Below are 20,526 nucleotides of genomic sequence, written 5' to 3'. Positions count from 1 at the left end.
CGATGACTGGGGGCGCCTCTGTTTGGGTCCGTGGACCGGGGGTCCGGACTCAGACGTCGGTCGGCATCGCGTTGGTGCCCTGGCGCATCCGGTCGCGGTAGGAGCCGGTCGGGAACTCGCGGTCCTTCAGCTTCTCCATGAAGCCGCGCAGGGTGCGGTTGCCGTAGGACGGGGCGACGTGGTCGACGACGGACCAGTACTTCGCGGCCTCGAGGTAGAAGACGACCGGCTTGAGCTGCTTGCTGAGCTTGCTCAGCTTGCCCAGGCGGGCGATCTTCTTGTCCCACGACTCCATCGTGATGACTTCCCAGTTGGGCGCCTTGCCGTTGATGTCGAACATCATCTGGCCGGCGTCCTTGAGCGTGACGAGGTTGTCCTCGGACCACGGGCCACCGACGGGCAGGACCCGGCTGTAGGAGTCGGCGTTCAGCACCTGGTTGACGATGAACTCGGCGAGGTCGCCGCGGTCGATCGGGTTGACCACGTTGTACTCACCGTGGTCGTAGATCCGGTAGGGCAGGCCCTGCTTGACGTCACCGAAGGCGACCGAGAGGTAGGGGAAGTACGCCGTCGGGCGGACGATCGTCCAGTTCATCGGGCCGTGGTGCTGGCCGATGAGCTCACCCTCGACCTGCAGCTTGTAGACCTGGGGGATCAGCTCGGGGCGGTAGACGCCGTAGTCGCTGATGTGGATGAACTGCTGGACGTCGTTGGCGACGGCGGCCTTGATCCCGTTGACGACGGCCTCGTGGTCGACGAGGCGGCAGTCCTCGGCGTCGTTGGGCTTGCGGCCGCTCAGCAGGGAGATGACGACTGCGGTCGGGGCGGCGGCCACGGCAGCGGTCACGTCGGCAGCCTTGGTCGCGTCACCGACGATCACCTCGGCGTCGGCGTACTCCGCCTCGTTCTTGACCTCGGCGCTGCGCGAGAGCACCACCGGGCGGTAGCCGCGGCGAGCGAGCTCGGGCACCAGGGCGCGGCCGATGTAGCCCGTGCCGCCGAGCACGAGGACGCGCTCGCCGTTGCCGGAGCCGACCGGACCGGTCACGTAGGTGGTGGATTCGGTCGCCAGCAGGCGGCTGCGCAGCTCGTGGCTGTGCGCCTGAGCCGCCTGGGTGTCGAGGTTCGTGATCGTACTGAAGGCCATGCGTAGATCATATATCTTCTTCGACGAAATGGGGAGGAACTCCACCACGACTCCGGCCGTTGAGCAGAACATGAAGTGTCCGACCGACGGAGCCCTGCTGGTGATGAGCGAGCGCAGCGGCATCGAGATCGACTACTGCCCCGAGTGCCGCGGCGTCTGGCTCGACCGGGGCGAGCTGGACAAGATCATCGAGCGCTCGGTGGGCGCTCCTGCGCCGGCTCCGGCGCCGAGCCAGCCGCGACAGCAGCCGCAGCAGCAGTACAACCAGCAGTACCAGCAGCAGCCGTACAAGAAGAAGCGGGAGAGCTGGCTCTCCGAGCTCTTCGACTGACCGGTCCAAGGTTCAGCGGGGTCGCCAGCGCTTCCACAGCGCGGTGGCTCGGCTGCGCTCCTTGCCGTCCCACTCGATCCACACGTCGGCGAGCATCTCGGCCTCCGACGCCTCCCGCACCCGGCCGCCCAACGTGATCGTCCGGTCCAGCGGCGCTGGCCGCAGGTAGGTCACGTCCAGACCCGCGGTGACGTAGGGCAGGGCCGCACCGGGCAGCGGCGGCCAGCCGCGCTCGTACGCCGCGTGCGTGACGGCGGCCGCCGAGTGGCAGTCCAGCAGGGTGGCGATGATGCCGCCGTTGAGGAAGCCCAGCCCGTTGTCGTGCTGGGGCCACGGCGCGAACTCGGCGACGACCAGGCCGTCGCCCGCGTCGAAGCTCTTCAGCTGCAGCCCGTCGGCGTTCGAGGGGCCGCAGCCGAAGCACGGAAGGTCGGGGAAGTAGCGGTCCTGCAGCGCGCTGTCCGCGTTCATCCGTCCAGCCTACGAAGGGCCGTCGGCGGCTAGGCTGACCGCGCTGGGATCACGGCATGTCGGCGCAGTGGGGAGCCGCTTGCCCCGACGAAGGACGGCCATGGTCAGACCCACCATCCTCACGGTCGACGACGACCGGCAGGTCGCCGACGCGATCACCTGGGACCTCAAGGACCGCTACGGCGAGGACTACCGCGTGATCGGGACGACCTCCGGCGAGGAGGCCCTGGCACTGCTGGCCTCGCTCGCGCTCCGCGGTGATCCGGTGGCGCTCATCGTCACCGACCAGCGGATGCCGGTGATGACGGGGACCGAGCTGCTCGCCCGTTCCCGCGAGCACGCACCGGAGGCGAAGACCCTGCTGCTGACGGCGTACGCCGACACGGACGTGGCGATCGCCGCGATCAACGAGATCGGGCTGGACCACTACCTGCTCAAGCCGTGGGACCCTCCGGCCGAACGGCTCTTCCCCGTGGTCGACGACCTGCTCGACGACTGGCGCCGCGCGCACCCCGATCCTGCGCCGGCCCTGCGGGTGGTGGGTCACCGCTGGTCGGACCGCGCGCACGCGGTGAAGGACTTCCTCGCCCGGAACCACGTCCCGTACACCTGGCTCGACGTCGAGCGGGACGAGGAGGGCGCCCGGCTGCACGCCAGCGCCGGAGGTGATCCGGACGACCTGCCGCTCGTGCTGCCGCCCGGGGCGGAACCTCTCCGGTCACCGACGATCACCGAGGTCGCCACCGCGCTCGACCTGCACACCGCCGCGAGCCAGCCGCTCTACGACGTCTGCATCGTCGGCGGCGGACCGGCCGGACTGGCGGCCGCCGTCTACGCGGCCTCCGAGGGACTGAACACGGTCGTCGTGGAGGGTCGTGCCCCCGGAGGTCAGGCCGGACAGAGCGCCGCGATCGAGAACTACCTCGGCTTCCCCCGCGGGCTGAGCGGGGCCGACCTCGCCCAGCGCGCGATCGCCCAGGTCGCCCGTTTCGGCGCGGAGATGGTGCTCGCCCGCGACGTGGTCGGCCTGGAGCAGCGCGGCCCGGTCCGTGCGGTGATCCTCGAGGGCGGCACCGCGGTCGAGGCCCGGGCCGTCGTGGTGGCCAGCGGCGTCTCCTACCGCCGGCTGGAGGCCGACGGTGCCGACCGGCTCCAGGGGCGTGGCGTCTACTACGGCGCCACCGCGAGCGAGGCAGCCCAGTGCACGGGTGACGTGGTGTACGTCGTCGGCGGAGCCAACTCCGCCGGGCAGGCGGTGCTCAACCTGGCCCGGCACGCGACCCGGGTGGTGATGGTGGTCCGCGGCACGGACCTCCGCGCCGGCATGTCGCAGTACCTGGTGGACCGGATCGAGGCCACGCCCAACGTCACGGTGCGGCTGGGGGCCGAGGTCGCCGCCGTCGCCGGGGAGGACCACCTCGAGAGGATCAGCCTGCGCGACCGGGCCAGTGGCGCGACCGAGGAGGTCGAGGCGCCGTGGCTCTTCGCCTTCATCGGAGCCTCGCCCCGGACCGACTGGCTCGGGGAGACGGTCACCCGCGACGGGCACGGGTTCGTCCTCACCGGCCCCGACCTGGCCCGGACCGAGACCGTCAGCTGGACCCTGGAGCGACCGCCGGCTCCGTTGGAGACCAGCCTCCCCGGCGTCTTCGCCGCGGGTGACGTGCGCTCGGAGTCGATGAAACGGGTGGCCGCTGCCGTCGGAGACGGTGCGATGGCGATCGCTCTCGTCCACCGCTACCTGGCGTCGCTGTGAGCGCGATCGACGCGGCCGACCTGGCCGCGATCCCGCTCTTCGACGGGCTGACCGCGGACCAGCTCGGCGAGATCACCTCCCGGTCCGAGGAGGTCCGCTTCACCGCCGGGGACGTGCTGTTCACCGAAGGAACCCACGCCGACCACTGGTGGGTCCTGATGGACGGGGTCGTCGCTCTCTCGCGCCGGGTCGGCCGCGAGGACGTCGAGGTGGCTCGGATGGACGAGCCGGGTCGGTGGGCCGGTGGCTTCCGCGGCTGGGACGCCAGCGGCGTCTACCTGGCGACCGGCCGAGGCGTCGTACCCGGACGTGCTCTGCGGCTGGCCGCCGACGACCTCCGGTCCCTGCTCGACACCTTGTCCCCGCTGGGTGGCCACCTGGTCCGCGGGCTCTACCACACCGCACGGAGCGTGGAGTCGACCGCGCGTCAGCGCGACGCCCTGGTCACCCTCGGGACGATGGCGGCGGGCCTGGCACACGAGCTCAACAACCCTGCGGCCGCGGCGGTCCGGTCGACGGACGCCCTCGCGGAGGCCTGCGACGGTCTCCTCGGGGCGCTGAGCAGGCTCGCCGGCGACGACATCAGTGCCGCCCAGTTCGCCGCCCTCGACGAGCTGCGGCAGGTCGCCGCCGCCGTCCCGCCACCCCACGACCCGCTGGTGCTCGCCGACCGCGAGGACGAGCTGAGTCGGTGGCTGTCGGCCCGAGGGATCGGCGGAGCTCGCCGCACGGCCTCGATCTTCGCCGCCTCGGGGATCGACCTGCCCTGGTGCGACCGTGCCGCCGAGGTGCTCGGTGAGGCGCTCGGCCCCGGACTGGACTGGGTCGCGGCCACGTTGTCGGCCCAGGTGAACCTCGCACGCACCCGCGAGTCGACGCGGCGGATCTCGGAGCTGGTGGCGTCGGTGCGCTCCTACTCCCAGCTCGACCGCGCCTCCCGGCAGCGGACCGACCTCCACGAGGGCCTGGAGAGCACCGTGACGATGCTCGGACACCGGCTGCGCGACGTCGACGTGGTCCGCGAGTTCACCAGCACCGTGGAGATCGACGCCTACCCCGGCGAGCTCAACCAGGTCTGGACCAACCTGATCACCAACGCCGTCGACGCGATGGCGGGCACCGGACGGCTGACCCTGTCGACCCGGACCACCGGGGACGGCACCGCGGTCGTGGTGGAGGTGGTCGACACCGGGACCGGGATGTCGGCCGAGGTCGCGGAACGGGCCTTCGAACCCTTCTTCACGACCAAGGACGTCGGCCAGGGGACGGGGCTCGGCCTCGACATCGCCCGTCGCATCGTCGTCGAGCGTCACGACGGCACGATCGAGGCGCTGCCGACGGAGAGCGGCACGACGATGCGGGTCACGCTTCCGGTGGAACCCCAGTCCTGACCCTGGCGGACCACAGTGCCGCGATGGCAGGATCACGAATGCCTGGCAACCACCAACGGGGGTACCGATGAGCACCGACGCTGAACAGGTTCCGCAGTCCACCGTCGCGAAGATGAGCGTGCCGACGCTCACCGCCATGGTGGTCGGCAGCATGGTCGGAGCGGGCGTCTTCTCGCTCCCCGCCCGGTTCGGCGTCGCCACCGGCATCCTCGGCTCCCTGATCGCCTGGGCGATCGCCGGCACCGGCATGCTGATGCTCGCCTTCGTCTTCCAGAACCTGGCGATCCGCAAGCCGGAGCTCGACTCCGGTGTCTTCATCTACGCCAAGGCCGGGTTCGGGGACTACGTCGGCTTCAACTCCGCGATCGGGTTCTGGGCCAGCTCCATCGCCGGGAACACCTTCTACTGGGTCTTCATCGGCGCGACCCTCGGCGCGTTCTTCGACGGCTTCGGCGACGGAGCGACCGTGCTCGCGGTCGCGTTGTCGACCGTCGGGGTGTGGACCTTCCACTTCCTGATCGCCCGCGGGGTGCGCGACGCCGCCGTGATCAACCAGATCGTCACGGTCTTCAAGATCGTCCCGATCCTGGTCTTCATCGTCGTGATGTTCTTCTACTTCGACGCCGGCGTCTTCGCCGACAACTGGCTCGCCACCGGGTACGGCGACCTGGGCAACCTCAACGAGCAGATCCGCAACACCATGCTGATCACGACGTTCGTCTTCATCGGGATCGAGGGCGCCAGCGTCTACTCGCGCTACGCCAAGCGGCGCGAGGACGTCGGCCGCGCGACGGTGCTCGGCTTCGTCAGCGTGCTGGCGGTCTTCGCCCTGGTCACCCTCGCCTCCTACTCCGTCGTCCCGCAGCCGGAGCTGGGCGCGATCCGCCAGCCCTCGATGGTCGGCGTCTTCGAGTCCCAGGTCGGGCACTGGGGCGAGATCTTCATCAGCGTCGCCGTCATCGTCTCCGTGCTCGGCGCCTACCTGGCCTGGACGCTGATGGCGGCCGAGGTGATGTACATCCCCGCTCGCCAGGAGGACTTTCCGCGCTTCCTCGGCCAGGAGAACGAGCACGGCACCCCCATCACGGCCCTGGTGGTCACGTCGCTGGCGGTGCAGGGACTGCTGGCGCTGACGTTCGTCGTCACCGACGCCCTCAACTTCATGCTCGACCTCGCGACCAGCCTCGCCCTGCTGCCGTACCTGCTGGCGGCCGCCTACGCGCTCAAGATCGGGCTCACCGGCGAGGGCTACGAGGGCGTGTCCGCCGGCGTACGACGCAAGGAGTCGATCGTCGCCGGTGCCGCGGTGGCCTACACCGCGTTCCTCTTCGACGCCGCCGGGATGAAGTTCGTCGTCCTGATGGCGGTGATCCTCGCGCCGTTCTCGCTGCTCTACATCAAGGCCCGCAGCGAGAACGGTCGTCGTCTCTTCTCCCCCACCGAGTGGGCCCTCTTCGCCCTGATCGTGATCGCCGGAGTCTTCGGCGCCGTCGCGCTCTGGACCGGTCGCATCACCCTCTAGAGAAAGGCAGTTGCATGAGCGTCTCCTCGACGTACGGCGTCCACTCCGAGGTCGGCAAGCTCAAGAAGGTGCTGGTCTGCGCGCCCGGGCTCGCCCACCGCCGGCTCACGCCGAGCAACAACGACGACCTGCTCTTCGACGACGTGATGTGGGTCGAGAACGCCCAGCGCGACCACGCCGACTTCGTCAACAAGCTGACCCAGCGCGGCGTCGAGGTGGTCGAGCTGCACGACCTGGTCGCCCAGACGATGGCCATCCCCGAGGCGAAGTCGTGGCTGCTGGACCGCAAGGTGGTACCCAACCAGGTGGGTCCGGGGCTCGTGGACGGCACCCGTGAGTTCCTCGAGCAGCTGCCCGAGCGCCAGCTGGCCGACTTCCTGATCGGCGGCCTGGCGACCAACGACCTGCCGGAGGACTTCCGCTCGCCGTACATCTCGCTGGTCCGCGAGTCGACCGGGGCACGGGAGTACCTGCTGCCGCCGCTGCCGAACACGCTCTACACCCGCGACACCACCTGCTGGCTGTACGGCGGCCTCACCATGAACCCGCTGTACTGGCCGGCTCGCAAGGACGAGACCATCCTTTACAAGGCGCTCTACCAGTTCCACCCCGACTACGTCGGGTCGAAGGTCTGGTGGGGCGACCCGGACGAGGAATGGGGCCAGGCCACCTTCGAGGGCGGCGACATCATGCCCGTCGGCAACGGCGTCGTGCTGATGGGGATGAGCGAGCGGACCTCGCGCCAGGCGATCACCCAGGTCGCCGCCGCGCTCTTCGCGCAGGGTGCGGCGACCCGCGTGATCGTGGCAGGGATGCCGAAGCTGCGCGCCGCGATGCACCTGGACACGGTCTTCACCTTCGCCGACCGCGACATCGTCACGCTCTACCCGACGATCATGAACGCGGTGCACACCTTCTCCCTGGTGCCGAGCGACAAGGCGCCGGGCGTCGAGGTGATCGACGAGGGCACGACGCCCTTCGTCGACGTCGTCGCCAAGGCGCTGGGGCTGCCCAAGCTCAACGTGATCGAGACCGGCGGCGACGTCTACCAGTCGGAGCGCCAGCAGTGGGACAGCGGCAACAACGCCGTCGCCCTGGAGCCGGGCGTGGTCTTCACCTACGACCGCAACACGTTGACCAACACGCTGCTGCGCAAGGCGGGGGTCGAAGTGATCACCATCGTGGGCGCCGAGCTCGGCCGCGGCCGTGGCGGCGGGCACTGCATGACCTGCCCGATCATCCGTGAGCCGGTGGAGTTCTGAGCGAGCCACCTGCGGCGCGACCGGTGAGGTCGCGCCGACGTACCTGGACCATCCGTCTGGTCCTGGGGGCGATCCTGGTCGTCGCCAGCGTGTACCTGGTCCGGCTGGTCGGACAGGTCGACTGGGGCGAGGTCCGCGACGCCCTCGCCGACCTGACCTGGTGGCAGCCGATCGTGCTGCTGGTCCTGCTCGGGTTCCGCCAGCTCTGCGGCGCCCTGCCGCTCTCGCTCTACGTCCCCGGGGTGACCCCGTTCCAGGCCGTCCAGAACGACCAGGTCGGGATCCTGCTCTCCTCGTTCGCGCCACCGCCGAGCGACACCGCGGCGCGGACGGCGATGTTCTCCTCGTGGGGCGTGTCGGTCCCGGTCGCGCTCGCCGGGACGCTGCTCAACACGTTGACGCTCTTCATCGTGCGCTTCGGCGCGCCCGCGGTGGCGATCGCGCTCGCCCTGATCACCGGGGCGGAGATCACGGCCGGCTGGCTCGACCTGATCTTCATCGCCGCCTCGGTCACGATCCTGGTCAGCCTGCTGCTGATCATCCGCAGTGACGCGCTCGCCCGCCGTGTCGGTCTGAGCGGGGGACGTCTCGCCCACCGGTTCAGGAAGAGCGTCGATCCTGACGAGTGGGCCGAGGGGTGCGTGCGGTTCCGGGCGAACGTCGCGGAGAACTTCCGCGGCGGCTTCCGCGGGTCCCTGCTCGCGACGGTCGGCATGGTGGTCGTCGACTTCACCATGCTGCTGCTGTGCCTGCGCTTCGTCGGGCTCAGTGCCTCGGAGGTCGGCGTGGCCCCGATCCTGATCGCCTACCTGTTCGCGTTCCCGTTGACCCTCTTCCCGTTCTTCGGCCTCGGACTGGTCGACGCGGCGGTCATCGCCGCGGTGGCCGGTGCGGCGAGCGTGGCCGGAGCGGAGGCGGCCGAGGCGGCGGCGATCGCCGGGCTGATCGTGTGGCGGGTGTTCAACACCGGCGGCCCGCTGGTCCTCGGAGGGATCGCGCTGGTCGCCTGGAAGGCGACGCTCGGCAAGCGGTTGTCGGCGGGCTAGCGCCTCCGGCCGGACGTCAGTCCGAGCGTCCCGGCGGTGACGCAGGCCAGCGCGACCGCCGCGGTGAACCACGGGAAGATCGCACCCAGGCCCCACTCGGTCGCCGCCCAGCCCGCCAGGACCGCGGGGATCGCCATCGCGGCGTAGGCCAGCAGGTAGAACGCCGACATCACCTCGCCGCGCTGGTCGGCCGGCACGAACCGGCCGAGGTAACGCAGCGATCCCCCGAAGGCCAGCCCGAACGCCAGGCCGGTGAGGACGGCCGAGACCACGACCAGCGCGGCCTGGTGCGTGTGCAGCGCCAGCACTCCGAGTCCGAGCGCGGCGGCGGTCCCGAAGTCGCCGGTGATCGCGGCGGTCCGGGCGTCCCACCCTCCGCCGACCGCTTGGCTCACGGCCGCCGCAGCTGCCATCGCCGCGACCACGATGCCGCCGAAGACGAGGGTGTGCACGCCGGTCTGCTGGCCGGCGAAGGCCGGGAACAGCGACAGGTAGACGCCCAGCACCGACCAGGCCGCCATCACCCCCAGCACGGCGAACCGGAACTCGGTCCGGATCGACGCTGGCACGGCCGGGCGCGCGATCCGGATCCGGGCGCCGGTGCGGCGGTGGTGCGGCTCCGGGATCGGCAGCAGCACCAGCAGCAGGAGGAGCACCACGAACCCGATCACCGCGTACGGCGTGACGAGCGGGTCGGGCCCGTACTGAGCGAGGAGAGCCACGCCGAGGACCGCGACCGCGATCCCGAGGTTGAACATGATCCCGGTGAGGTGGCCGCTCCGAGCACCGTGCTCGGGGCGCAGGTCGAGGAGCGCGGCCGACCCCACCACCACGGTGGTGCCGACGGCGACGCCGTGCAGCGCGCGGGCGAGGAGGAGCGACGTGACCCCGTCGGCGGTGATGAAGAGCAGCAGGCCGGCGACCATCGCGACCAGGGCGCCCACCAGGAGCGGCTTGCGTCCGATGCTGTCCGAGACCACCCCCGCCACCACGGCCGCGACCAGGGCGCCGAAGGCGTAGACCGCGAAGATCACGGTTGTAGTGATCGGCGCCAGCGCCCATTCACGCTGGTAGATGCCGTAGAGCGGGGCCGGGGCACCGGAGACACCGATGGCCACCGCCATCAGCGCGACCAGCAGCGGGTAGGCCGGCACGGTGCGCCGGCCGGTCAGGCTCGGGAAGGTTGTGCTCATCGCTGGCGTTCTCCTGGTGCTAGGTTCGATAGAGATCGAACGTCGTATCCACCATAAGTTCGATCCGCATCGAACTTATTCCGACCCGATCCGGGAGAAGTGCATGACCACGTCGCACGAGAACGACCTGAGCGTCAGCAGCAGCCTGACGCCGGTCGCACCGCTGCAGCAGGTGCTGAACGCTCTCGCCGATCCGGTGCGGCTCGAGATGGTGCGACGGCTCTCCGGATCCGACGGCGAACCGGTCGCGTGCGCCCGCCTCTACGACGGGATCGGCAAGTCCACGGCCAGCCACCACTTCAAGACGTTGCGCGAGGCCGGGGTCATCCAGCGGATCGTGATCGACGGGCAGACCCACCAACGCCTGCGTCGCGACGACGTGGAGGACGCCTACCCCGGCGTCCTCGCCTCCATCATCGCCGCCGCGGGCTGACCGAACGAGGCTGGTTACTCGGCGAGGTCGACGTCGGTGGTCAGCTCGACGTTCGCCCACACCTCGTAGCCGAGCGGCGCCAGCTGGTCGATGATCGAGTGCCGGATGCCGTCCTCATCCGCGACCGTCCAGGCGCCCTCGACGACGAAGGTGACGTCGAGGTACAGCCGACCGCCGAGCTTGGTCGCGGCGACGTACGGCTCGGGGAGTCCGAACTGCTCGCGGGTGGCGCCGACGGCGCGGTGCACCGCGTCCCGGACCGCGGGTGGTGGCACGGCCTCCAGCAGCTCGAGTCCAGCGCTCCGGATCAGCCGCAACGGCACCGGGACGATCAAGGCGCAGGCGATCAGGACGAGCACCGGGTCGGCGTAGGCGACGGCCTCGCCCCAGCGGGTGCCGTCCAACCAGAGCGCCACCGCACCCCCGACGGCGATGACCGCACTGAGGAGGGCGCTCGCCCGCCACTGCGCCCGCTCCGCGGCGACCAGCTCGGAGCCCGACAGCAGGGCCAGCCACCACGCCAGGACGAGGGACAACACCGTCGAGGCGATCCCGTAGGCGAGGACTACTCCCGGCGAGACCTCGGCCCCGCCGGCCCGGATGACCACGATCGCGTCCCCGGCGGCGTAGAGCAGGGTGCCCAGCAGGACCGCACCCTGGACGCCGATGGCCAAGGGCACCGCAGCCTTCTTGCCGAAGGGGAACGTCGGGGTGGGTGCCGATTCGGCAGCCGCCGCAGCGAGCAACGAGATCCCGGACAGCACGATGCCCAGCACCGCGTAGAGCCCGTCGAACAGCAGCACCCGCGACCCGGCGAGAAGTCCCCAGACGACGGCGATCAACCCCAGGAGCGCCCCACCGGCGATCGAGACGCGCAGGGCGCGCTGCTCCCCCGCGCGGAGGTCAGCCGTGCCGCTCACCCTGCGATCGTCCCAGAACAGGCCCGCCGTCTATAGAGTCATCCGTGACCGATGAGGCGTGAGGCCAGGAGGCGGCCGTGGACGCACACGAGGCGAGGGCGACCAAGAAGCCCACCTTGGCCGATGCCCTCGTGCCGTTGGGCGCTCTCGCGGTGCTGATCGCGAGCTCGTTGGCCCTCTTCGGGCTCGATGCCCTCGACGGCCCGATCCAGGTCGCACTCCTGATGTGCTGCGCGATCGCGGCGTTGATCGCGATGAAGAACGGCCACGACTTCAGCTCGGTCCAGGAGGCCGGCAAGGGCGCCATCGCCTCGGTGACGAGCGCGATCTTCATCCTGCTCGCGGTCGGCGCCCTGATCGGGGTGTGGAACCTCAGCGGCACCATCCCGACGCTGGTCTACTACGGGATCCAGATCCTCTCGCCGGGCTGGTTCTACGCCGCGACCGCCCTGATCTGCGGCGTGGTCGCGCTCAGCATCGGCAGCTCCTGGACGACGGCGGCCACCATCGGGGTCGGCCTGGTCGGCATCGCCGCCCTGATCGGGGTCTCACCGGCGATCACGGCCGGTGCGGTGATCTCGGGCGCCTACCTCGGCGACAAGACCTCGCCCCTGTCGGAGACCACGATCCTGACAGCGCAGATCGTCAAGGTCGACGTCTACGAGCACATCAAACGGCAGGTGTGGACCTCGATCCCGGCGTTCGTGATCGCGTTCGTCGTCTTCCTCGTGCTCGGGGTGACCGGCCCCGACACGGTCTCCGACGCCGAGACCACCTCCGACCTGGACAAGCTCAACCAGATCTTCACCATCACCCCGCTCGCCCTGCTGCCGGTCGTGCTGCTCGCGTTCCTCTCGATCCGGAAGGTGCCCGCCTCGCTCGCCCTGCTGGCCGCGACCCTCTTCGCCGGTGTCCTCGGCGCCTTCCTCCAACCCGACGTGTACGCCGACTTCGTGGCCGGGACCGGCAACGTGGTGGTGGAGTCGATCAAGGCGATCTGGTCGGCGATGGCCAACGGGTTCAGCATCGACACCGGCATCGCGGACATCGACCGGCTGCTCTCCCGCGGCGGGATGGACTCGATGCTGCTGACCATCTGGCTGATCCTGGGGGCGGTGACCTTCGGCGCGATGCTCGAGGAGTTCGGGCTGATCAACCGACTGGTCGACCCGATGATCGCCGCAGCGTCCAGCACCGGACGGCTCTACGTCACGGTGTTCGCCTGCGGCTTCGGGCTCAACGTGGTCGCCGGTGACCAGTACATCGCGCTCGTCCTGCCCAGCCGGATCTTCCGGGCCGAGTTCGCCCGCCGCGGCCTGGCGCCGACCAACCTGTCCCGGCTCGCCGCCGACTCCGGCACCGTGACCTCGCCGCTGGTGCCGTGGAACTCGTGCGGTGCCTTCATGGGCGCCACCCTCGGCGTCTCGACGCTGCTCTACCTGCCGTACGCCGTGTTCTGCTACGCCAGCCCGGCGCTGAGCGTGCTGTACGGCATCACCGGCTTCAAGATCGAGAAGGTCGAGCCCACTGCCTTGGACGAGCCCCCTGAAGGGCCTCAGCGGAACGCGGCGTGACCGGTCATCGCCTGCCCGATCACCAGCGTGTGCATCTCCACGGTTCCCTCGTAGGTGAGCACCGACTCCAGGTTGTTCATGTGCCGGATGACCGGGTACTCCAGCGAGATCCCGTTCGCCCCGAGGATGGTGCGGGCGGTCCGGCAGATCTCGATCGCCTCGCGGACGTTGTTGAGCTTGCCGAGGCTGACCTGGTCGGGGGTGATCAGCCCGGCGTCCTTGCGACGGCCCAGGTGCAGGGCGAGCAGCATGCCCTTGGTGTACTCGAGATTCATGTCCGCGAGCTTCTGCTGGGTCAGCTGGAAGGCAGCGATCGGCTTGCCGAACTGGGTCCGCTCCCCGGCGTACTCCAGGGCCGCGCGCAGGGAGGAGCGGGCGGCTCCCAGGGCACCCCAGACGATCCCGTACCGGGCCTCGGACAGGCAGCTGAGCGGTCCCTTGATGCCGAGGGCCTCCGGGAGCATCGCTGACTCGGGGAGCCTCACCCCGTCGAGCACCAGCTCGCTGGTGACCGAGGCGCGCAGGGAGAGCTTGTGCTTGATCTCCGGGGCGCTGAAGCCGGGGGTGTCGGTCGGGACCACGAACCCGCGGATGCCGTCCTCGGTCTGGGCCCACACCACCGCCACGTCGGCGATGGAACCGTTGCTGATCCACATCTTGCGGCCGTCGAGCACCCAGTCGGTGCCGTCCCGACGCGCTCGGGTGCGCATGTTCGCCGGGTCCGAGCCGACGTCGGGCTCGGTCAGCCCGAAGCAGCCGATCGCCTCGCCCTCCGCCATCCGCGCGAGCCACTCGTTCTTCTGCTCCTCGCTCCCCCACCGCCAGATCGCGAACATCGCCAGCGAGCCCTGCACGGAGACGAGCGAGCGGATCCCCGAGTCGCTGGCCTCCAGCTCCAGGCAGGCCAAGCCGTACTCGGTGGCCGACATCCCGGCACAGCCGTAGCCCTCGAGGTGCATCCCGAGCACCCCCACCGACCCCAGGCCGCGGGCCAGCTCGCGGAGGTCGTCGACCTCGCCGCGCTCGAACCAGTCGGCGACGTACGGGTCGATCCGCTCGTCGCAGAACCGACGGACCGAGGCCCGCACGGCCTTCTCGTCGGGGCTGAGCAGGTCGTCGATGCCGGCGAGGTCGAGCGGGTCGCGGTGCGTGGTGGTCATGCGGGGTTCTCCTCAGTGAGCCAGCGACGGACGTCGTCGTTGTGTTCGCCCAGGCGGGGCGGGGGCGCGTAGGACGTGATCGGGGTGCCGCTCAACCGGAGCGGGCTGCGGACCTGGCGCGGGACACCCGGTCCGACGTCGACGGTCGGGGCGAGTCCCAGGATGTCGGCGAGCTCGAACGCGTCGGCGATGCTGCCGACCGCGCCCGCGGGCACCCCGGCCGCAGTGAGCCGGTCGATCCAGCCGGCGACCGTGTCGGTGGCGAGCCGGCGCTCGAGCAGCTCGACGAGGTCGGTCCGGTGCGCGACCCGGGCGGCGTTGGTGGCGTAGCGCGGGTCGTTGGCCAGCTCGGCGACCTGGAGGACGGCGGCGAGCTCGCGGAACTGGCCGTCGTTGCCGCAGCAGACGGCCAGGTTCCCGTCCTTCGCGGCGAGGGTCTCGTAGGGCGCGATCGAGGGATGCCGGTTGCCCATCGCGACCGGGGCCTCGCCGGTGGCGAGGAAGGCCGAGGCCTGGTTGGCCAGCGATCCGAGCAGGCTGGACAGCAGGTTCACCTCGACCCGCTGTCCGCTCCCGGTCCGGTCGCGGGCGGTCAGCGCGGCGAGGATCCCGACCACGGCGTCCTTCGCGGTCAGTACGTCGACGAGCGCGACACCCACCTTCGTCGGCTGTCCGGGCTCCCCGGTGATGCTCATCAGCCCGCCGACCGCCTGGACCAGGAAGTCGTAGCCGGGGAGATCGCGCCCGCCGTGGCCACCGAAGCCGGTGATGGAGGCGTAGACGACACCGGGGTTGGTCGCCGCGACCTGGTCGTAGCCGAGGTCGTAGCGCTCCAGGGTGCCGGACTTGAAGTTCTCCAGCACCACGTCGGCCCGGCGGGCGAGCTCCACCGCGAGCCGGCGGTCCTCGAGGTCGGACAGGTCGAGCTCGACCGACTGCTTGGACCGGTTGGCGCACTCGAAGTAGCTGCTCGAGTTCTCGGTCCAGGGCGGGCCCCAGTGCCGGGTGTCGTCGCCGTGGCCGGGTCGTTCGACCTTGACCACGGTGGCGCCGAGGTCGGCCAGGGTGGCGGCGGCGAGCGGGCCGGCCAGCACCCGACTGAAGTCGGCCACCAGGATCCCGTCGAGGGCGCCGGTCATCGTCCGGGACCTTCGAGCACCCCGTCGATCCGGCGCGGGATCCGCCACGGGTTGTCGTGCTGCAACGCGGGCGGCAGCCAGGCGTCGGCGACGGACTGGTAGGTCACCGGCCGCAGGAACCGGTCCAGCGCCGCGGCGCCGACCGAGGTCGAGGACGGCACCGAGGTCGCGGGCCACGGCCCGCCGTGCTGCTGGGCCCAGGTGAAGGCGACCCCGGTCGGCCAGTCGTCGACCGCGACCCGACCGACCTTCGGCGCGAGCAGGTCGATCGCGGCCTTCGCGTCGGGGTCGGTGGCGTCCCCGCCGGTGATGACGCTGGCGGCGAGCGAGCCCTGCAGCGTCTCCACCGCGCGGTGGAGCTCGGCGGGGCCGTCGTACTCGACGACGAGGGCGACGGGTCCGAAGCACTCCTCGAGCAGGCCGCTGCCGGCCCGGATCGCCTCGATCGGTGCGGAGAGGACCGCGGCCGGCGCGGACCAGCCGGCGGCGGTGCCGGGCACCGTCGCAACGGTGGTGGCCCCGGCGGACTCGAGCCGGTCGATGCCGGCCCCGACCGCCGCGGCGATCGACCGGGTGAGGAGGGGGTGCGCCGGAGCCGCGGCCCGCAGAGCGTCGGCGACCGCCGCGGCGGCACCCGAGCCGGCCGGGGCGAACAGCAGCCCGGGCTTGGTGCAGAACTGTCCGGCGCCGAGGGTGAAGGAGCCGACGAACCCGGCGGCGACCTCGGCCATCCGGGCCGCTCCGGCCGGGGTGACGACGACCGGGTTGACCGTGCCCATCTCGGCGTAGACGGGGATCACCACGTCGCGCTCGTTCGCGGCCCGCCACAGCGCGAGCCCCCCGGCCTGCGAGCCGGTGAAGGCGACAGCGGTGACGCCGTCGGCGCGGACCAGGGCGAGCCCGGCGTCGTGCCCGGAGATCAGCTGGAGGGTCCCCGATGGTGCTCCGGCCGCGGTCAGGGCGGCCTCGGCGAGGGCGGCGAGACGGACGCTGAGCAGGGGGTGGGCCGGGTGCGCCTTGACCAGCACCGGGCAGCCGGCCGCGATCGCCGAGGCGGTGTCGTTGCCGAGCACGCTGAACCCGAACGGGAAGTTGCTGGCCCCGAAGACAGCGACCGGGCCGAGCGGCTGGTTGACCCGGGCCAACGCCGGCCGCGCGTCGAGGGCGGTGTCGAGCCGGGCCTGGAGGAAGGAGCCCTCGGCCGCGACGTCCCCGTAGAACCGGAGCTGCCCGGCGGCGCGGTGCACCTCACCGCTCAGTCGGGTGGAGCCGAGTCCGGTCTCGCGGTCGGCGAGGTCGACCAGGTCGTCGAGCTCGTTGACCAAGGCGTCGGCGACGGCGTACAGCCAGGTGCGGCGCACCGCGGGGGGCGTCGCAGCGATCGCGGGGCCGACGCGGGCCGCGGCTGCGACGGCGTCAACGACTGCAGCCGGTGTGGTGTCCTCGACGGTGCCGTTGACCTCGCCGGTGCGGGGGTTGAACGACCGGACCACGGTGGGCATTTTCCGACTTTATCCGGCCGCGCTCGGGCCGCCCCACACGGACCTCACGATGGGGACGCCGGGACGGTAGGCGAGGTGCACGTGGCTGGGTGCGTCGAGCAGGACCAGGTCCGCGCGGCGACCCGGCGCCACGACGCCGACGTCGTCGCGATCCAGCGCTGCGGCGCCCCCTGCCGTCGCCGCCCAGAGAGCCTCGGCCGGGGTCATCCCCATCTCCCGCACCGCGACGGCGATGCAGAACGGGACCGAGCTGGTGTAGCTGGATCCGGGGTTGCAGTCGCTCGCGAGCGCGACCGTCACGCCGGCGTCGAGCAGGCGTCGCGCCGACGGGTAGGGCTGCCGGGTGCTGAACTCGACGCCCGGGAGCAGGGTGGCGACGGTGCCCGCCTCGCGCAGGGCGTGCACGTCCTCGTCGGAGAGGTAGGTGCAGTGGTCGACGGCGGTCAGGCGCAGCTCGGCGGCGAGCTGCGCGCCGGGTCCGGGGCCGAGCTGGTTGGCGTGCAGCCGGCCTCGCAGTCCGGCGGCGGCGCCGGCTCGGAGGATGGTGCGGGCCTGGTCGGCGTCGAAGGCGCCGCGCTCGCAGAAGACGTCGATCCACCGGGCGTGCGGGGCGGCGGCGGCCAGCATCGGGCCGGTGACCAGGTCGACGTACCCGGCCGGGTCGTCGGCGTACTCGGGGCCGACGACGTGCGCACCGAGGAAGGTGGTCTCCTCGGTGAACCCCCGGGCGATGCGCAGGGAGCGGGCCTCGTCGTCGACGGTGAGTCCGTAGCCGGACTTGATCTCGACCGTGGTGGTGCCCTGGCGTCGCATCTCGGCGACGTGGCGGGCGACACCGCGGGTCAGCTCGTCGTCGCTGGCCGCGCGGGTGGCGGCCACGGTGGTGCGGATCCCGCCGGCGCCGTACGGCACCCCGGCCATCCGGGCGCTGAACTCCTCGGCCCGGTCGCCGGCGAAGACCAGGTGGCTGTGGCTGTCGACGAAGCCCGGGATCACCGCGCGACCCTCGACGTCGACCCGCTCGTCGGCCGCCGGCGCGGCCGTGGCGCTGCCGACCCAGGCGATCCGGCCGTCCTCCACGACCACGGCCGCGTCGCGCCGGATCCCCAACGGGTCCTCGGCAGCGGGGCCCGGCTCGTTGGTGACGAGCTCACCGATGTTCGTGATCAGCAGGCTCATGCCCACACCCTCTCGATCGCCCGATCGAGCTCGCGCCCGACGCGCCGGTGGTCCCCCTCGAAGACGACCCGTCCGTCGATGACGACCCGGGTGACGTCGGCGGCACCGGCGGCGAAGACGACGGTGTGCTCGTCGCGGCCCGTACCGGCCGTGCGAGGGGTCTCGAGGTCGAGGGTGACGAGGTCGGCGCGCTGCCCCACGGCGATCGCGCCGGCATCGTCGAAGCCCAGGCTGGCGTGGCCGTCGAGGGTCGCGGCGTGCAGCAGCTCGGCGGCGCTCCAGTGCCCACGCTCCTGGGAGGCGAGGCGTTCGTCGAGCTCGAGGGCACGCATCTCCTCGAACGGGTCGATCACGGCGTGGCTGTCGGAGCCGAGGGTCAGCCGCGCCCCTGCCTCGCGCAGCTGCCGGCTCGGCCCGATGCCGTCGCCCAGGTCGCGCTCAGTGGTCGGGCAGAACGAGGCGAAGGCCCGGGCCTCACCGAGGAGTCGGACGTCCTCGGCGCTGAGGTGGGTGGCGTGCACGACCGTCGTGGAGGCGCCCAGGACACCGTGGTCGGCCAGCAGCCCGGTCGGGCTCAGGCCGTACGTCGCCTGGCAGTCGTCGTTCTCCGCGACCTGCTCCGACAGGTGCACGTGCACCGGGATCCCTGCCGCGACGTGTGGCGCGAAGGCCCCGAGCGCGGCCGCCGGGACGGCGCGCACCGAGTGCGCGGCGACCCCGATCCTGGTCCGGTGGTCAGCCACGGACGAGAGCGCGTCCACCCGCTCGGCCCAGGCCTCGACGCTGCCGTCGTCGAACCGGCGCTGCACGCCGCGGGTCGGGGCACCGAAACCGCCGGCGAGGTAGAGCGTGTCGAGCAGGGTGATCCGGATCCCGGCCGCACGCGCGGCGGCCAGCAGCGCGAGGCCCATCACGTTCGGCTCGCCGTAGGGCGTCCCGTCGACGTCGTGGTGCAGGTAGTGGAACTCCCCGACGCTGGTGAACCCGGCCGCGACCATCTCGGCGAAGGTGGCGCGGGCCAGGTCGTAGTAGCGGTCGGGGTCGAGCCGTTCGGCGGCGGCGTACATCTGTTCCCGCCAGGTCCAGAAGGTGCCCCGGTCGGTCTGGGTGCGACCGCGCAGCGCGCGGTGGAAGGCGTGGCTGTGCGTGTTGGCCAAGCCGGGCAGGGTCAGGCCCGGCACCCGGCTCCCCGCGGTGGCCGCATCGGGTTCGACTCGGACGAAGCGGCCGTCCTCGATCTCGACCAGGACCGCGTCGCGCACCTGGCCGTCGACCCAGGCGCGTTCGAGCAGGTGGGTGCTCACGCGCTGACCAGGGCTGCGAGGGCGTGGGCGAGGGCATCGACGCCGACCAGGCAGTCGCCGGTCTCGGCCGCCTCGTCGGGTGAGTGCGAGATCCCGGTCGGGTTGCGGATGAAGAGCATCGCCGACCCGATCCCTCCGGCCTGGAGGATCCCGGCGTCGTGACCCGCCTGGGTCGGCAGCACCGGGAGGCCGCCGAGCCGGGCGGTGAGCACGTCGCGCAGCGCGAGGTCGAAGACGACCTCACCGGTCACCGACTCCGGCGTGACCGCCAGCGTGGTGCCGTCCCGCTCCGCCCGTTCCCCCGCGTGCCGGGCGATGGTCGCGACCAGCGTCTCGAGGGCGGCATCGGAGTCCGCGCGGGCGTCGAGCCAGGCGGTGACGTGCGACGGGACGGCGTTGGTGCCGTTGGGTCGGACGTCGATCCGCCCGAAGGTGGCCCGCTGCTCGGCGAGCCGGGCCTGCTTGTTGGCCGCCAGCGCGGTCATCGCGAAGGTCAGCATCGGGTCGGCACGATCGTCCATCCGGGTGGTGCCGGCGTGGTCGGCTCGGCCCGCGATGTCGTAGCGCCAGCGCCCGTGCGGCCAGATCGCGCTGCCGAGCCCGACGGCGGCACCGTGCTCGATCAGCCCGCGGCCCTGCTCGACGTGCAGCTCGAGGTAGGTCCCGACGCCGTCGAGCAGGTGCGAGGTACCGCCCTCGATCACGTCTCCCAGTCGTACGCCGTCCCGGTCGGTGAGCTCGCGGGCCTCGGCCCACGCCGCTCCGCCGCGGGTCGGGCCGAGGGCGAGTCGGGAGCCGAGGCAGGCGCGACCGAACCGGGAGCCCTCCTCCTCGACGAAGGCCGCCACCCCGAGCCGACGCGTCGGGGTCACCCCGCGCTCGCGGAGCAGGTCGATCGCGGCGAACGCCGAGACCACACCGAGCGGGCCGTCGTACGCACCGCCGTCGAGGACGGAGTCGAGGTGCGATCCGGTCAGCACCGCCGGCGCCGACGTGGCCGCACCCCACCAGGCGACCAGGTTGCCGAACGGGTCCTCGTCGACCTCGAGACCGCGGGCCGCGGCGGCCTCGCGGAACCAGGCCCGCAGCTCGAGCTCGGCGGCGAGCCAGGGCTGGCGGAAGTACCCGCCCGACGCGTCGGATCGACCGATCGGGGCCAGCGCGCTCCACATCGCCTCGAAGTCGTCGACGCCCAC

At 71.6% G+C, this 20,526-nt stretch carries 18 protein-coding genes; 8 read left to right on the top strand and 10 right to left on the bottom strand.

Annotation, left to right across the window (positions count from 1 at the left end; genetic code table 11):
• Positions 1 to 49: 49 nt before the first annotated feature.
• Positions 50 to 1,147 carry an NAD(P)H-binding protein gene (locus tag ACZ5J1_RS18795; protein WP_464561304.1) on the bottom strand — a complete coding sequence of 366 codons (1,098 nt, stop codon included), beginning with the start codon at positions 1,145 to 1,147 and terminating at the stop codon, positions 50 to 52.
• 70 nt (positions 1,148 to 1,217) lie between these two features.
• Between ACZ5J1_RS18795 and ACZ5J1_RS18790 the strand changes: the two genes are divergently transcribed.
• A complete protein-coding gene (locus ACZ5J1_RS18790) occupies positions 1,218 to 1,478 on the top strand; it encodes a TFIIB-type zinc ribbon-containing protein (RefSeq protein ID WP_464561302.1) in 261 nt (86 codons plus the stop codon).
• Positions 1,479 to 1,490: 12 nt separating this feature from the next.
• Here ACZ5J1_RS18790 and ACZ5J1_RS18785 read toward each other — a convergent pair whose 3' ends face one another.
• Positions 1,491 to 1,949 (bottom strand): PaaI family thioesterase, encoded by a 459-nt coding sequence (locus ACZ5J1_RS18785; protein ID WP_464561300.1) that lies wholly within the window; start codon positions 1,947 to 1,949, stop codon positions 1,491 to 1,493.
• 100 nt (positions 1,950 to 2,049) lie between these two features.
• Between ACZ5J1_RS18785 and ACZ5J1_RS18780 the strand changes: the two genes are divergently transcribed.
• From ACZ5J1_RS18780 to ACZ5J1_RS18760, 5 genes are all read left to right on the top strand, one after another.
• Complete coding sequence (locus tag ACZ5J1_RS18780; RefSeq protein ID WP_464561298.1) at positions 2,050 to 3,705, top strand: NAD(P)/FAD-dependent oxidoreductase; 1,656 nt, start codon at positions 2,050 to 2,052, stop codon at positions 3,703 to 3,705.
• Positions 3,702 to 5,096, top strand: a complete 1,395-nt coding sequence (locus tag ACZ5J1_RS18775; protein ID WP_464561296.1) for a sensor histidine kinase — start codon at positions 3,702 to 3,704, stop codon at positions 5,094 to 5,096. The genes ACZ5J1_RS18780 and ACZ5J1_RS18775 overlap by 4 nt, the downstream gene beginning before the upstream one ends.
• Before the next feature lie 67 nt (positions 5,097 to 5,163).
• Positions 5,164 to 6,618 carry a basic amino acid/polyamine antiporter gene (locus ACZ5J1_RS18770; RefSeq protein WP_464561294.1) on the top strand — a complete coding sequence of 485 codons (1,455 nt, stop codon included), beginning with the start codon at positions 5,164 to 5,166 and terminating at the stop codon, positions 6,616 to 6,618.
• A 14-nt stretch (positions 6,619 to 6,632) separates the two neighbouring features.
• Positions 6,633 to 7,880, top strand: coding sequence for an arginine deiminase (locus ACZ5J1_RS18765; protein WP_464561292.1), 1,248 nt, complete (start codon positions 6,633 to 6,635; stop codon positions 7,878 to 7,880).
• A gap of 23 nt (positions 7,881 to 7,903) precedes the next feature.
• On the top strand, positions 7,904 to 8,926 hold the full coding sequence (locus ACZ5J1_RS18760; RefSeq protein ID WP_464561290.1) for a lysylphosphatidylglycerol synthase domain-containing protein: 1,023 nt from the start codon (positions 7,904 to 7,906) through the stop codon (positions 8,924 to 8,926).
• Here ACZ5J1_RS18760 and ACZ5J1_RS18755 read toward each other — a convergent pair.
• Complete coding sequence (locus ACZ5J1_RS18755; RefSeq protein WP_464561289.1) at positions 8,923 to 10,119, bottom strand: MFS transporter; 1,197 nt, start codon at positions 10,117 to 10,119, stop codon at positions 8,923 to 8,925. The two genes, ACZ5J1_RS18760 and ACZ5J1_RS18755, sit on opposite strands and share 4 nt — an antisense overlap.
• A gap of 103 nt (positions 10,120 to 10,222) precedes the next feature.
• Between ACZ5J1_RS18755 and ACZ5J1_RS18750 the strand changes: the two genes are divergently transcribed.
• Entirely contained in the window at positions 10,223 to 10,552 is a 330-nt protein-coding gene (locus tag ACZ5J1_RS18750) for an ArsR/SmtB family transcription factor (protein WP_464561287.1), read from the top strand.
• A gap of 14 nt (positions 10,553 to 10,566) precedes the next feature.
• On the opposite strand, the gene ACZ5J1_RS18745 is transcribed toward ACZ5J1_RS18750, so the two are convergent.
• Entirely contained in the window at positions 10,567 to 11,472 is a 906-nt protein-coding gene (locus tag ACZ5J1_RS18745) for a cation efflux transmembrane domain-containing protein (RefSeq protein ID WP_464561285.1), read from the bottom strand.
• Between the two features lie 77 nt (positions 11,473 to 11,549).
• On the opposite strand from ACZ5J1_RS18745, the gene nhaC reads away from it, so the two are divergent.
• Positions 11,550 to 13,046 carry a Na+/H+ antiporter NhaC gene (nhaC, locus tag ACZ5J1_RS18740; protein ID WP_464561283.1) on the top strand — a complete coding sequence of 499 codons (1,497 nt, stop codon included), beginning with the start codon at positions 11,550 to 11,552 and terminating at the stop codon, positions 13,044 to 13,046.
• Here nhaC and ACZ5J1_RS18735 read toward each other — a convergent pair.
• The 6 genes from ACZ5J1_RS18735 to ACZ5J1_RS18710 are packed head-to-tail and all read right to left on the bottom strand — an operon-like array spanning position 13,028 to position 20,526.
• A complete protein-coding gene (locus tag ACZ5J1_RS18735) occupies positions 13,028 to 14,206 on the bottom strand; it encodes an acyl-CoA dehydrogenase family protein (RefSeq protein ID WP_464561281.1) in 1,179 nt (392 codons plus the stop codon). The genes nhaC and ACZ5J1_RS18735 overlap by 19 nt on opposite strands.
• A complete protein-coding gene (locus tag ACZ5J1_RS18730) occupies positions 14,203 to 15,345 on the bottom strand; it encodes a CaiB/BaiF CoA transferase family protein (RefSeq protein ID WP_464561279.1) in 1,143 nt (380 codons plus the stop codon). Before ACZ5J1_RS18730 ends, ACZ5J1_RS18735 begins: the two co-directional genes overlap by 4 nt.
• Positions 15,342 to 16,847, bottom strand: a complete 1,506-nt coding sequence (locus ACZ5J1_RS18725) for an aldehyde dehydrogenase family protein (RefSeq protein WP_464561277.1) — start codon at positions 16,845 to 16,847, stop codon at positions 15,342 to 15,344. The genes ACZ5J1_RS18730 and ACZ5J1_RS18725 overlap by 4 nt, the downstream gene beginning before the upstream one ends.
• Positions 16,848 to 16,856: 9 nt before the next feature.
• Positions 16,857 to 18,026, bottom strand: a complete 1,170-nt coding sequence (hutI, locus tag ACZ5J1_RS18720) for an imidazolonepropionase (RefSeq protein ID WP_464561275.1) — start codon at positions 18,024 to 18,026, stop codon at positions 16,857 to 16,859.
• Positions 18,023 to 19,330 (bottom strand): formimidoylglutamate deiminase, encoded by a 1,308-nt coding sequence (locus ACZ5J1_RS18715; protein WP_464561273.1) that lies wholly within the window; start codon positions 19,328 to 19,330, stop codon positions 18,023 to 18,025. The genes hutI and ACZ5J1_RS18715 overlap by 4 nt, the downstream gene beginning before the upstream one ends.
• Positions 19,327 to 20,526, bottom strand: coding sequence for an allantoate amidohydrolase (locus tag ACZ5J1_RS18710; protein ID WP_464561271.1), 1,200 nt, complete (start codon positions 20,524 to 20,526; stop codon positions 19,327 to 19,329). Before ACZ5J1_RS18710 ends, ACZ5J1_RS18715 begins: the two co-directional genes overlap by 4 nt.

The sequence above is a fragment of the Nocardioides sp. JCM 18999 genome, from assembly GCF_055391175.1.
The sequence above is the reverse complement of the archived record's forward strand: the minus strand, read 5'-3'. Positions and strand labels throughout refer to the sequence as shown.